At 71.1% G+C, this 13,000-nt stretch carries 12 protein-coding genes; 7 read left to right on the top strand and 5 right to left on the bottom strand.

The genetic code is table 11. From position 1 onward, the window contains the following. Nucleotides 1-154 precede the first annotated feature (154 nt). From WME95_RS23220 to WME95_RS23210, 3 genes are all read left to right on the top strand, one after another. Nucleotides 155-1,453 (top strand): hypothetical protein, encoded by a 1,299-nt coding sequence (locus WME95_RS23220; RefSeq protein WP_437910628.1) that lies wholly within the window; start codon nt 155-157, stop codon nt 1,451-1,453. 167 nt (nt 1,454-1,620) lie between these two features. After that, complete coding sequence (locus WME95_RS23215) at nt 1,621-1,986, top strand: ArsR/SmtB family transcription factor (RefSeq protein ID WP_437910627.1); 366 nt, start codon at nt 1,621-1,623, stop codon at nt 1,984-1,986. After that, nucleotides 1,983-2,480 (top strand): SRPBCC family protein, encoded by a 498-nt coding sequence (locus WME95_RS23210; RefSeq protein WP_437910626.1) that lies wholly within the window; start codon nt 1,983-1,985, stop codon nt 2,478-2,480. The genes WME95_RS23215 and WME95_RS23210 overlap by 4 nt, the downstream gene beginning before the upstream one ends. Nucleotides 2,481-2,513: 33 nt before the next feature. Here the strand turns inward: WME95_RS23210 and WME95_RS23205 are convergent, their stop codons facing one another. Together WME95_RS23205 and WME95_RS23200 are read right to left on the bottom strand one after the other, a co-directional pair. Next, nucleotides 2,514-3,326: a phytanoyl-CoA dioxygenase family protein gene (locus WME95_RS23205; RefSeq protein ID WP_437910625.1), complete on the bottom strand. Its 813-nt coding sequence runs from the start codon at nt 3,324-3,326 to the stop codon at nt 2,514-2,516. 271 nt (nt 3,327-3,597) lie between these two features. Beyond that, on the bottom strand, nt 3,598-4,176 hold the full coding sequence (locus tag WME95_RS23200) for a superoxide dismutase (RefSeq protein ID WP_437910624.1): 579 nt from the start codon (nt 4,174-4,176) through the stop codon (nt 3,598-3,600). A gap of 476 nt (nt 4,177-4,652) precedes the next feature. Between WME95_RS23200 and WME95_RS23195 the strand changes: the two genes are divergently transcribed. Next, entirely contained in the window at nt 4,653-6,059 is a 1,407-nt protein-coding gene (locus WME95_RS23195) for an MBL fold metallo-hydrolase RNA specificity domain-containing protein (protein ID WP_437910623.1), read from the top strand. A gap of 178 nt (nt 6,060-6,237) precedes the next feature. Here the strand turns inward: WME95_RS23195 and WME95_RS23190 are convergent, their stop codons facing one another. Further along, nucleotides 6,238-7,491: an acyl-CoA dehydrogenase family protein gene (locus WME95_RS23190; RefSeq protein ID WP_437910622.1), complete on the bottom strand. Its 1,254-nt coding sequence runs from the start codon at nt 7,489-7,491 to the stop codon at nt 6,238-6,240. Nucleotides 7,492-7,778: 287 nt separating this feature from the next. Here WME95_RS23190 and WME95_RS23185 point away from each other — a divergent pair, with 287 nt between their 5' ends. Then, the gene (locus WME95_RS23185) at nt 7,779-8,642 is read left to right on the top strand and encodes a LysR family transcriptional regulator (RefSeq protein ID WP_437910621.1); all 864 of its coding nucleotides are present in this window, start codon (nt 7,779-7,781) and stop codon (nt 8,640-8,642) included. Nucleotides 8,643-8,741: 99 nt separating this feature from the next. On the opposite strand, the gene WME95_RS23180 is transcribed toward WME95_RS23185, so the two are convergent. Then, entirely contained in the window at nt 8,742-9,974 is a 1,233-nt protein-coding gene (locus WME95_RS23180) for a GNAT family N-acetyltransferase (RefSeq protein ID WP_437910620.1), read from the bottom strand. A 92-nt stretch (nt 9,975-10,066) separates the two neighbouring features. Further along, the gene (locus WME95_RS23175) at nt 10,067-11,437 is read right to left on the bottom strand and encodes a sigma 54-interacting transcriptional regulator (RefSeq protein WP_437910619.1); all 1,371 of its coding nucleotides are present in this window, start codon (nt 11,435-11,437) and stop codon (nt 10,067-10,069) included. Between the two features lie 318 nt (nt 11,438-11,755). On the opposite strand from WME95_RS23175, the gene WME95_RS23170 reads away from it, so the two are divergent. Together WME95_RS23170 and WME95_RS23165 are read left to right on the top strand one after the other, a co-directional pair. After that, nucleotides 11,756-12,238 (top strand): hypothetical protein, encoded by a 483-nt coding sequence (locus WME95_RS23170; RefSeq protein WP_437910618.1) that lies wholly within the window; start codon nt 11,756-11,758, stop codon nt 12,236-12,238. A 96-nt stretch (nt 12,239-12,334) separates the two neighbouring features. Then, entirely contained in the window at nt 12,335-12,994 is a 660-nt protein-coding gene (locus WME95_RS23165; protein WP_437910617.1) for a hypothetical protein, read from the top strand. The last annotated feature ends 6 nt before the right edge of the window (nt 12,995-13,000 follow it).

Here is a 13,000-nt window from a genome sequence, read left to right as displayed (position 1 = left end):
CTCTGTCGCTCGCGGCCGCGACACCTGGCGTCTACGTGATTCATGCGGGATGCGTCAATAACACAGCGTGTTCTGGCACCGTGGCGTGGCAATACTGACGAGGCGAACGCGTACTGACGAGGCGAGCGAATGGCGATCTGGAGGTTCAACGCACATGAGACGCAGGCTCAAGCTCGTCGCGATCGAGGCCGTCGGTGCGGTCGCGTTCCTGGTGCCGGCGCAGGCGCAGGCGTCGTCCGAGGGGTCGTTCAACCCAGGCTTCCTGCTGTCCGCCGGCAGCGGCGAATGCCCGGTCGGGGTCGGCATGGAGATCAGCGGCATGGTCTTCCCGAAGGGAGACCCGGGCTCGATCGGTTACGGTGGTTTCTTCCAGGCGCAGACGTATGCCGGCGACTATGGGCGGCTGGCGTTCGGGTTTCAGCTCGGAAACGTCGTCGGTGGAGAGCTCGGCTTCGCGGGTCTGACCCGCAGCGATCTCCACACGTCGACGTTCGCTCTGCACACGGGCGTCTTCGCCTCGGCCGCGGTGCTGGGGACGGGTCTGCGCGTGACGATCCCGATGAGCGGCTCCGATCACGGGCTCCCGGCCCACGGCGTCGAAGTGTCGTGGGTCTTGACCCTCAAGGTTCCGATCTACAGCGGCAGGGTCTTCAACTCGTTCGGCCGGCCGCTGCGAGACGAACAGGGCCCCATCACGGCCGCGGCGCGCGAAGCGAGCGGCTGGGCGGACGTCAGCGACCCCGCGCTGGTCGCGCACCTTTCGCCCCGGGAGCGGGGAGAGCTCGCCGCCCTGTGGGTCGAGGCCGCGCTCGCCGAGCACGCCTCGATCGCGACGTTCGCCGCGCTCGCGCTGGAGCTCCTGGCGCTCGGAGCACCTGCTGACTTGCTCGCGGCTTGCCAGCAGGCGGCGCAAGACGAGCTCGAACACGCGCGCCTCTCGTTCGGTCTCGCGAGCACGTACGCGGGGCGACCGCTCGGGCCGGGCAAGCTGCCGTTGCCGGCCACCGGGCTCTCGGGCGACGCCGCCGCCGTCGCGTACCTGAGCTTCACGGACGGCTGCATCGGTGAGACCTTCGCCGCGGCGCTCGCGCGGCGAGCGCAGCGCCGCGCGATCGATCCGGCCGTCGCGCGGGCGCTCGCGCGCATCGCGGCGGACGAAGCGCGGCATGCCGCGCTCGCCTGGCGCATCGTCGCGTGGTGCCTGACGCTCGATCCCGCGCGCGTCCGCGCCGCGCTCGGCGCTGCGCTGGCGGCGCCGGAGCTCGAAGCGCCCGCCGCCCCGCTCACGGATGTCCTGGGGCTGCCGATCGTGCCGGCGGCGCGCCACGGAGCGGTGCCCGTCGACGAGCAGAAGCCCCTGCGGCGCCGCGCCGAGCGGACCGCGCGGGCGCGCCTGAAGCGCATGCTGCGGGCGCCGCGCGAAGCGCGGGCCGAGGGAGGCCCCGTGCCCTGAGCGGGGCGCCCTGCGCGAGCCCCCGCGCCTGACACACAGGTGAGCCGCCGCGGAGCTGCGCCGTGCTCAGCCGCGCTCCACGCGGGCCGCCAAGGTCCGGCCGGGCGTGCAGCCCCGCGAGCCGTGGCGCTTGACCGAAATATGCACCGTGGTGTATATACATATTCATGCAACTGGATGTCTTCCAGGCCCTGGCCGATCCCACGCGCCGCCGCATCGTCGAGGCTCTCCTTTCTGGCGAGCAACAGGTGGCCGAGGTCGTGGAGAAGGCTGGCATCCACCAGTCGGGCGTGTCGCGGCACCTGCGCATCCTCTCGGACTCAGGCTTCGTCTCGATGCGACCCGATGGGCAGCGGCGCCTCTACTCCCTCCGTCCCGAGCCGTTCCGCGAGCTCGAGGACTGGCTCGGCCGCTACCGGCAGCTCTGGGAGGAGCGCCTCGATCGTTTCGGTGCCGCGCTCGAGAAGAAGCGCGCGCAAGCTCAGAACAACCCGGCCGTTCAAGGCGGCCCAACCACGAGGAAGCGACCATGAACAGCGCAGTCAAAACCCAGGCCCGATCCAAGGTCAGAGTCGAGCGCACCTATCGCGCCACGTTGCAGGAGGTCTGGGACCTCTGGACCACGCGAGAGGGCTTCGAGTCCTGGTGGGGGCCGCGAGACTTCCGGGCCGCCGTGGCGGAGCTCGACGCGAGGCCGGGCGGCGCCCTGCGCTACGAGATGATCGCCGCCACGCCCGAGATGGTCCGCGCCATGGCGGAGGTCGGCCGGCCGCCCTCACACGCCGTCACCTCCACCTTCGCCGAGCTCACGCCCATGACACGGCTCGTGCTCCGCAACGTGATCGACTTCCTGCCCGGCGTACCGCCCTACGAGAACGACATCGATGTCGAGCTCACGGAGATCGGCGACCGCGTGAAGATGGTGGTGCTGCTCGACACCCTGCATAGCCCCGAGTTCACCGAGATGCAGAAGGAGGGCTTCACCAGCCAGCTCAGCAAGCTGGACGAGAGGTTCGGGGCGGGGTGAGAGCTCCCGCGCCTGGACGAGCGGCGTCGCGCGTCAGTAGGCGAAGGCCTGGTAGACCTCGGTCTCCTCGGTCTCCTCGCGCGCGTCGAGCGATTCGACGATGGGATTGAAGCGGAGCATGCGCTTCGCCCGCTCCGACAGGTGGGAGAGGCTCTCGCGGGGCACCCGGATCGAGACCTCCGGGCGGAAGAGCCAGCGGCGGCTGTAGCCGATGACGACCATCGGCCGCGGCTCGCGCGAGCGGTTCGGGGTCCCGCGGTGGAGGCCGCGAACGTCGCGGACCATGACGTCGCCGAGCTCCATGGCGATCGGCTCGAGCGCGACCTCGCCCTGCTCGAGGCGCCGCATCCCCTCGGCCTTGGAGAGCATGTGCGTGCCGCGGGCGATCTCGATCGGGCCGTTCTCGGCGGTGACGTCGACCAGGGGGAAGTTGACGGCGAGCTGGAACGCGGGTGTCTCTCTCCCGGTCTCGGGGAAGAGCGGCGGCGTGTCGCGGTGGACGTCCTGGTAATCGGACCCGAGGAGCGGGGTGTCGGTCGCGAGCTGGACCATGGTCATGTCGGCCCCGACGAGGCGCTCCACCACGCCAAGGATCGTCTCGTCCTCGTAGATGCGCGGCTCCGCGAAGGGGGTCTTGAACGGGAGGGTCACGTAATAGCGACCCGGCCCCCGGTTCTTGAGGTGCCCCTCACGCGCGATGTGGGCATCGAGGAGCGGCGCGAAGGCCTCACGCCACGAGCGCAGCAGGCTCTTCGGAAGGAGGTTCTTTATCAGGCAGAACCCATCGCGCTGCGCTGCGCGGGCAAGCTCATCCATCTCGGCGCTCGTGTGGCGGGCGTGGCTCATGGCTCGGGCCGAGCTTGGTGGATCGAGCGGAGTCGTCAAGCTCGGCGCTCGCTCTCCGGCGGTTCATTCGCGTCCCACCGCCGCCGGAATCATCGTCTTTGGAGGAGAGTGCGGCGCTCCAGGCGCCAGGCCCACGCGCGCGGGACGGGCGAGTGATCTCAGCCTGACGAGGCCGACGCCCGCGCGGCCCCGCTCTGCATCAGCTCAGGCTGGTCGCTCTCATGCCTGGACGCAGAGCGGCCTCGACGCCGCTCTCGCGGGAGCGCGCCGGTCACAGCTTCGAGGCGGCGTGGTCCCAGTTCACCAGGTTCCACCATGCCTCGACGTACTTCGCCCGGGCATTGCGGTAGTCGATGTAATACGCGTGCTCCCACACGTCGCACGTGAGCAGCGGCGTCTTGCCCTCCGTGAGCGGGCACCCGGCGTTGCCCGTCTGCACGATCTCGAGCTTGCCTGAGCCATTCTTCACCAGCCAGGCCCAGCCCGAGCCGAACTGACCGATGGCCGCGGCGGTGAACTTCTCCTTGAACGACGACACGCTCCCGAACGCCTCGTCGATCGCCGCACGGAGCGCGGCGGTAGGCTCACCGCCGCCCTGCGGCTTCATGCTGTGCCAGTAGAACGTGTGATTCCACACCTGAGCTGCCTGGTTGAAGACCCCGCCGGACGTCGTGCGGACGAGATCCTCGAGGCTCTTGCCCGCGAGCGCCGGGTCCGCCGCCACGAGCTCGTTCAGCTTCGTGACGTAGGCGTTGTGGTGCTTGCCGTGGTGGAAGTCGAGCGTCTCGGCCGAGATGTGGGGGACCAGCGCGTCTTTGGAGTAGGGGAGCTCGGGAAGAGTGAAGGTCATGGTTCAGTTCCTCGTGTTGCGTGTCGGCGGCTACGCGCTCGTCGCAGCCCGTTGTGAGTAGCTCGGCGAAGACCTTCGGGTGGCGCTCCGGCCACGGATCGAACGTCCGCGCTTCGCGGCCAGACGGCCGCTCCACGTCGCCGGGTCCGGCGGCAGCATAGCAACCTCGGTGGGCGCGCGTGGCGCCTTGCCAATGAGTTGGCAGTTTTCCATCCATTTGGAGAGACGGCCTCCCGGCCAGCGGGCTCAGCGGCTCCGCAAACCTGCCAGAGCGGACGGCGCGCGGCGCCGCCGATGCCGCCGCGCGTGACGCGGCTCTCACGGAGATCGAGGAAGGCATCGATGCACGTCCGGCGATGCGAAGATCCCGCGACGCCCCCGGACGGCGCCCCGGAACGGCCGCGTTCGAGGAGCGAACCGTCGAGGGAGCTCGACGATCTGTCCGGTCTGTCGGTCCGGTTGCTATCATCGAGCCCGTGCACCTCGAGTTCATCGGCGCCGCCCAGACCGTCACCGGATCCATGCACCTCCTGAGGACGCGTGATGCGACCGTCCTGCTCGACTGCGGCCTCTACCAGGGCCGCCGCGCCGAGTCGTTCGAGCGCAACCGCCACCTCCCTCTCCCCATCCACGAGATCGACGCCGTCGTCCTCTCCCACGCGCACATCGATCACTCCGGCGCCCTGCCGATCCTCGTGAAGAACGGCTATGAGGGCCCCATCTATGCGACCCCGGCGACGCGCGATCTCGCGGCCGTGATGCTGCGCGACGCCGCCGCGATCCAGGTCTCCGACGCGCGCTACCTCAACCGCCGCGCCGAGAAGCAGGGGAGCGACGAGCCGCGCGTCGAGCCGCTCTACGAAGACGACGACGCGGTCGAGGCGATCTCCCGCTTGGTCGCCGCGCCCTACCACCACCCGATCGAGATCGCGCCGGGCGTGCGGCTCACCTTCCTCGACGCGGGCCACGTGCTCGGCAGCGCCGTCTCGCTGCTCGACGTCGTGGAGGGCGATGCCCACAGGCGCGTCGCCTACACGGGCGATCTCGGCCGCTACGAGCGCCCGATCCTGCGCGATCCCGAGGTCGCCGAGCGCGCGGACGTGCTCGTCTGCGAGAGCACCTACGGCGATCGCCTGCACGAGGGGACCGACGAGCTCGACGAGGATCTCGCGCGCGTCGTCCGGCGGACCTCCGAGCGGGGCGGCAAGCTCTACATTCCCACGTTCGCGCTCGAGCGCGCGCAGGAGGTGATCTTCGCGCTCAAGAAGCTCCGCCGGCACGGCCGCATCCCGCCGCTGCCGGTCTACGTCGACTCGCCGCTCACGGTGAAGCTCACCGACGTCTTCCGGCTCCACCCCGAGTGCTTCGACGTCGAGACGCGCGCGCTCCTCCGCGGCTCAGGATCGCCCTTCGATTTCGAGGATCTTCGCTACGTCGAGGACGTCGCGGGCTCGAAGGCGATCGACGCCGAGCCCGAGCCATCGATCGTCATCGCGGCCAGCGGCATGTGCGAGGCGGGGAGGATCCTCCACCACCTGAAGGCCGGGATCGAGGACCCGAAGAACACGATCCTCATCGTCGGTTATCAGGCGCAGCACACGCTCGGCCGGCGGCTCGTGGAGGGACGATCGCGGGTGAGGATCTTCGGCGTGGAGCGGGACCGTCGGGCCGAGGTCGTGGTCCTGAACGGCTTCAGCGCGCACGCCGATCAGGGCGACCTGCTCCGCTACGCGGACCGCTGCCGCGAGCGCGGCCCGCTCGGCAAGATCGCGCTCGTCCACGGCGAGCCGCGGGCGCAGGAGGTCCTCGCGAAGATGCTCCGCGCGCGCGGGCACGGCGAGGTCGTGATCCCGGCGCCCGGTGATCTCCTGGAGATCGCCTGACCGGTCGTGGCCGGTGATCGTGGCCGTGCTGCGCCCTGCGGCGTGAGCCGCGGGCGCGCCCAGGGCCGCGGTGTCGCCGGATCGCAACAACCTCCCTGCCGCCTTGTGGTGAGAGATTCACAGGCTCACGGGGACGCGCCGCGGTGCCGTGGCCGCTCGGCGCTGCAAGCCACGTACTTCAGTAGGCCCCCTTCGGCTCGAGGCCCAGCATGTGCTGGCCTACCATCGTGGACACGGCGTCCCAGTTGAGCGTGATGTGCTGCGCGATCGCGTTGCCGTCTCGCCACATGCGCTGGATGGGTTGACCGAGCGCCAGGCTGCTGCCACCGACGCACGAGAACAACGATTGAATGGCGGCGTGCGACAGCTTCGCCGCATAGGCGTGGCCTCGCCGGTTGCGGATGCGCTTCTCGACGCTCACGGACCTCCCCTGGGCCGCTGTCAGCTCCACCTCGGTGATGTCGCGGTCGAGGACGAGCCTCGCCGCGTCCACGGCGGCGGCGGCGTCGGCCAGACGCGACTGGACATGAGCGAACTGGCTCAGGAGCGCCCCCGCGCCGCCGATGCCGCCGCGCGTGAGGCGGTTCTCACAGAGATCGATGAAGGCGTCGATGGCGCCTTGGGCCGTGCCCAGGAGCGGGGCCACGAGGCAGACGGGGATCGCCGAGAGGAAGGAGATGCTGTAGATGCGGTTGGGGTTCACCGCGGCCCCGGGAGGCGCACCGGACGCGGCCTCCGCGAAGGTGAGCTTCCGATGACCCGGGACGAAGGTCGGCTTGTCGATGACCACGGTCTTGGACCCGGTGCCAGCTTGAGCCGCGACGTACCAGTCGTCCTCGATCGACCAGTCGGAGCGGGGCGCGAGCAAGAAGCCGGCGCTGGGGGCGGCGTCGCTCTCCTTCGGGAGCTGGACGCCCAGCATGGCCCATTGTGAGTTGTCGATGTTCGAGGCGAAGCGCCACTTGCCCTGGATCAGGTACCCGCCATCCACCGCCTGCGCTGAGGTGACGGGCGAGTAGGAGCCGCACAGGATGGCCCGGGGACTTTCCCTCCACACGTCGTCCTGCGCCTGCGCCGGGAACAATCCGAGCAGCCACTGGTGGATGGCCCCGAGCGAGCACGCCCAGGCGGACGAGGTGCAGCCCCGCCCGATCTCGCTGATCACGTCGAGCAGCGCGGTGAAGCCGTACTCATAGCCGCCGTAGCGAGCCGGCTGCATCAACCGGAAGAAGCCGGCGTGATGGAAGAGCTGGTTCGTTTCCTCCGAGACGCGGCGCTCGATCTCCGTCTGCTGGGCCCGCTCGCGGAGGCGAGGGACGAGCTCGCGCGCAGTGGAGACCAGGCTCTCGAGCGGCGGCGCGTCTGCGGCGGGGCTGATCCGACCGGGGGCCTTCATGCCCGCGGTTCTGATCGACGAGTGTTCGAGATTCATAGGTTATGCCTCGCGGGGCGAAGATTGGCCGGCTGGCGCGACCCGATCGGCGCGGCCAGGGGCGCGCGCTGCGCCCTCCGGGGCCTCGGGGGAACTGGCATCGCCGACGGCGGCGCCGCGCATCGGCGCGGATCGCCGCGAGGCGGGACGCCGCGCCGGCGCCGCCACGCTTAGGATCACGTCCGGAGTATGCGAAGATGCCCACGACGGCGCCAGATGGCGCCCTGGAACGGCCGCGTTCGAGGAGTGGAACGTTGAGGGAGCCCGATGATCTGTCCGGTCTGTCGATGTTCGTGCGCATCGTCGAGGAAGGCTCGCTCAGCGCGGCCGGCCGGGCGCTCGGGCTGCCCAAGGCGACCCTCAGCCGCAACCTCGCGCTGCTGGAGAAGCGGCTCGGCGCGCCGCTGCTGATCCGCTCCACGCGCGCGCTCAGCCTGACGGATACGGGCAGGCGCTTCTTCGACAAGGTCCAGCCCATCGTTCAAGAGGCGCAGCAGGCGACCGCCGAGGTCAAGAGTCTCCATGCGGCTCCCTCCGGGCTGCTGCGCGTCACCGCGCCCGTCGCCTATGGCCAGGCGGCGATCGCGCCCCGCCTGCTCTCGTTCATGAGGCGTTATCCGGCGGTCCGCATCGACCTGCATCTCCATGACGGGCGCGTCAACCTGGTCAACGGCGGCTACGACCTCGCCATCCGGATGGGGGCGATCGAGGACAGCGAGCTGATCAGCCACAAGCTGGCCGACGTCACCATGGTCATCGTCGCCTCGCCGAACTGGCTGGAGCAGCACGGCATGCCCCGGAGGCCCGCCGACCTCGCCCAGCACGCCGCCGTCGTCACGCGGCCGGATATCGTGCAGTGGAAAGTCGGCGGGGAGACCGTGCGCGTCCCCTGGCGCATGAGCACCGGCAACATGATCGTCACGCGGGACGCCGCGAGGGCCGGGCTGGGCATCGCTTTCGTGCCCGAGTTCCTCGTATTGCGTGACCTGGAACGAGGAACGCTGGTACGCCTGCTCCCCGACGTCGAGCTGCCGGTGATTCAAGCGACAGCGCTGTACACCCGCGCCGCCAGCCAATCGGTGGCGCTGCGCACCTTGCTCGACGACCTCCTGGCCAGCCGACCCATCGAGGTCGACGCCGCGCCGTCGTGACCCTGCCCGGGCGCGGGTGGTACCCCCCTCTGCTGCGACATGCGATGTCGGTACACCGGCCTTTGGTCAGGTGGGGTGGAGACGAACGGGCCGGCGGCCTCAGAACCGATCTGCCAGCGTGAGCTGCGGGTGCTGCGCCGGGAAGAGCACCGGGACGAGCCGGGCGGCGTCTCCGGTAAGCCGGAGCTTCCCCGCGTCGCACACCTCCAGCGGCGCGTCCGAGCCGAGGAGGAGCCGCGCCACCGCCCAGCCGCCGCGGATAGCGCTGCGCGTCCCCGCGGCGCTCCGCCCGCGGGCGACCTCGACGCGGCCGCGGTCGAGGCGGAGCGTCGCCGTCTCCTCGGGGCTGGCGAGGGTGAGCGCGCCGCGGTAGCCCGCGAGCTCGGACGCGGCGAGCCGGGCCGAGAGCTCCGGCGCCATCGCCGCGAGGCATCCGGGGAGGTCGACGACCCGGACCATCGCGGCGCCGCTTTCCGCATACCGCTGCTCGTGGCGGCTGTTCAGCGTCCGGAGCCGCGCGGCGAGCGCCGAGCGGTAGGGGAGCGTGTCGAAGCGGATCTCGGGGAGCGCCTTCCGCCGGCAGAGGGCCCCGAGCGCCGAGAGCGCCGCGTCCGGCGCGCCGGTCGCCTCGGCGCACACGAGCCGGCTCCTGCCCGCCTGGACGACGACATGCCCCTCGGGGCGCTCTCGATCCGCGCCCCAGCACCAGGCCTCGACGTCCTTGCGCATGCCGCTCCACGAGCGCAGAAAGGTCGGCCGCACCGCCGTGCCGGTGAGGCCGGCGTTCCACCGGTTGTGCAGCCGCACCAGCCCCGGCGTGGGCGCCGCGGGGATCCGGCGCAGGCCGCGCAGCCGAGGCAGCGTGGCCGGGAGGTCGGCGAGCTTCAGGCGCCACCGCGACTCGGGCCAGGCCGGCACATAGCCGAACCGGTGGTAGAAGTCGTCGATCCCGAACAGGATCGAGAGGTGATAGCCGCCGGCGCGCATGCGGTCGAGGCTGTGCGGAGCCGTGCGGGCCATGAGCCCTTTCCCGCGGTGGGCCGCCTCGGTGGCCACCGCGCCGATGCCGCCGCAGCGCACCTCCGCCCGACCGATCCGCATCCGGTAACCCCACACGCCCCAGTGGGTGACCATCGCGTCACCGAGGAACCCGATGACCGAGGCGTCCCAGTCATAGTGGCTGTGGTTCACGTACCAGGCGGCGCAGTCCGCGCGGAAGCTCGCGTAATTGCCAAAGGTGCGCGCCGCGATCTCGATCACCGCCGTCGCGTCGGCGACCGGAGCGGGGGACCGGACGGTGAGGGACGGAGTCTTCAGGAGCGTATCCGCCATCGGTAGGAGTGGTTCGCCCACGGCGTGGGATCGAGCATGGTCCCTCGTATCCGGACCCCGCCGGCCCTGTCCAAGTTTCTGACGCCGCGGCGCTACCCCTCCGGCTCGCGCTCCGGCCCCAGCCCGTGCCGGTGGAGCAGGCGGTACAGGTACCGCCGATCCAGCCCCGCGGCGGCCGCGGCCCGCGAGACCTTGCCGTCGTGGGCGCGGAGCAGCGCCTCGAAGTAGCGGCGCTCGAAGTCCGAGAGGACCCGGTCGCGCGCCTCGGCGTACGGCACGCTCGCGTCGACCGGCGGCGGCGCGCTCACCGGCGCGAGCTCGCTCACCGGCGGCGGCGCGCGGAACACGAGGTACTGCTCCACGTAGTTCCTGAGCTCGCGCACGTTGCCCGGCCACGCGGCGCGCGTCATGCGGGCGATCACCCTCGGGTCCCGCAGCGTCGCCGCCTCGTCCGGCGTCGCGTGGAGCGAGGCGAGGAGATCGTCGAGCAGCGCCGGGATGTCCTCCGGGCGCTGCCGGAGGGGCGGCATCGGGATCCGCACGACCGCGATCCGGAAATAGAGATCGGCGCGGAAGCGGCCCGCGTTCACCTCGGCGCGCAGGTCCCGGTGCGTGGCCGCGATGACGCGCACGTCGACCGACCTCGGCGTGTTCGTCCCGAGGCGGCGGATCTCGCGCGCCTCGAGCGCCCGCAGGAGCTTCGGCTGGAGGTCGAGCGGCAGCTCGCCGATCTCGTCGAGGAAGATGGTCCCGCCCGACGCCTCCTCGAAGGCGCCGATCCGCTGCTCGCCCGCGCCGGTGAACGCGCCCTTCACGTGGCCGAAGAGCTCGCTCTCGATGAGGTTCCCATGGATCGCGCCGCAGTCGACGACCACGAACGGCCTGTCCCGCCGCGCGCTCTGCTCGTGGATCGAGCGGGCCGCCTGGCTCTTTCCGGTGCCGGTCTCGCCCTCGAGCAGCACGGTGACGTCGCGCTCGGCGGACCGCGAGAGGAGCGCGAACACCGCCCGCATCGCCGCCGACGCGCCCGAGAGCGCGCCGAACCGCGCCTCCTCCCAGAGCGGCAGGCGGTTGTGCTCCGTGCCGAACTCGAAGCGGGCGACCGTCTTCCCGAGCCGGATGAGGCTGCCGGTGCGCAGCAAGGCCTCGATCACGTGCACCCCGTCGACGACCGTGCCGTTGTGGCTGCGGAGATCGCGGACGCGCGCCCCGGCGTCGTCGATGCGGATCTCGCAGTGAAACCGGGAGACGGTGGCGTCGACGACCACGAGGTCGTTGCCCTCGCTCGACCCGATCGAGCACCGATCGGCGGAGGAGTCCCAGACAGCACCCTTGGCCGGGCCCTCCACGAGCTCGACGCGGAACCGGCGGACCATGCCCGCGCTGTCGTCCGGGCGGGCGCCCGGGTGGGTCAGCGTATCGCCGCCGCTCTGGGCTGCTCTCTTCGGGGGTCCGCTCGCCATGGCGCCACGATACCACGGCGCCGTCGCCCCCCGCGCGGCGGCGCTGTCGCCGCCCAGGCCACGCCGGCGCAGCGGAGTGCGACTGGCGCGCGACAACCGCGCTCCGCGACCGGGCGATCCGCGCGGGACGCGGCTGGCACGCTCGATGCTCAACGGTGAACGAACGGTGACCGGTGAACGGTGAAACGTCAGCGGACCAGCGGTCCGCAGACAACGGTCCACGGTCAACGGTCCATGGACGACAACACCTCGAACGCGCGGTGATGGGGCGCATCACCGGCAGCGCGTCCACCAACAAGCGCCCGAATGGAGAATCTCATGAAGCCCATCCTCAAGCTCTCGATGCTCGCCGTCGCCTCCGCCCTCGCCACGGTCAGCGTGGCGCCGGACGCCTCGGCCAGGAACACCGCCGCATTCATCGGCCGCGCCAGGGACGCCGCCGAGGCCAGCTGCTTCAACGAGAGCTACGGGAGCCTCATCAACGACGGCTTCGTCGGCGGGCAGCGCTGCGGCAACTCGGTCATCATCCTCCCCCTCGTGATGGATCCCGGCCCCTTCAACAACTGGGCGAGGGTCACCGTGACCGCGAAGAAGCCGACTTGGACCACCACGATGAGCTGCGCCACGTTCGTCTTCGACAAGGCCACGGGCGGCGGCTGGTCCGGCGGGGGGGTCGACCTCGCGACGACGGGGTGGCTCGAGAACATCAAGCTGCCGGACACCCCTTATTATCCCGACACCTCGCCGTTTGCCGCCTGCACTGTCGGTCCGGGCGCGCAGGTGGTCCAGCTCGTTTACTGAGAGGGTCCGCGGCCGCCGTGGGAGCGCGACGCGCGCTCTCACGGCGTCGGCCCGCCTCGCCGTTCGACGGAGGGAGTCATTTCGACGGAGGGAGTCATGAAGAGGATCTGGCAGGTTCTGATCGCGCTCACGGCGGCCGGCGCCGTCGCGACGCTCGCCGTCGAGAGGCGGCGGGACGAGGCGGAGATGGCGCGCATGCGCGAGGACATGGGCGCGCTCTCGCGCGCCATCGAGGCGACGAAGAGCGGCCCGGCCCCTGCCGGCGCCGCGCCCCGCCCTGAGCGGTGGATCGAGGCCGCCGCGCAGCCCTCCCCGGCTCCGCCGGCGGAAGCGCCCGCGGCACCCGCGCCGGAGCCCCCGGGCGACGCGAGCGAGAGCGCCCCGACGGTCGAGCAGCGCGCGGCCGCGCTGGCCGCGGTGCGCGAGCGCCTGGAGGACACGTTCACGCAGCAGGGGACCGACGCTCGGTGGAGCGCCGAGGCGCGCGAGGCGGCCCGGGAGAAGCTGAGCGCGGCGCTCCCGGACACCTCGTCGCTCCGCTCGATCGAGTGCCGGAGCTCGATGTGCCGTGTCGAGACGGTGCACCAGGACTTCGAGCAATACGAGCAGTTCGTCCGGAGCGCCTTCATGAACCCGCAGGAGGCGCTCTGGAGAGGGGGATTCTTCACCTTGCCTGTCAACGACCCGCGGGAAGGCGAGCTCGTGACCGTGGCCTACGTCGGTCGCGAGGGCGCGCCCCTCCCAATATCCCTCTAGAGCGAC

The sequence above is a fragment of the Sorangium sp. So ce327 genome (assembly GCF_051530205.1).
GTDB classification, from domain to species: domain Bacteria; phylum Myxococcota_A; class Polyangia; order Polyangiales; family Polyangiaceae; genus Sorangium; species Sorangium cellulosum_B.
The sequence above is the reverse complement of the archived record's forward strand: the minus strand, read 5'-3'. Positions and strand labels throughout refer to the sequence as shown.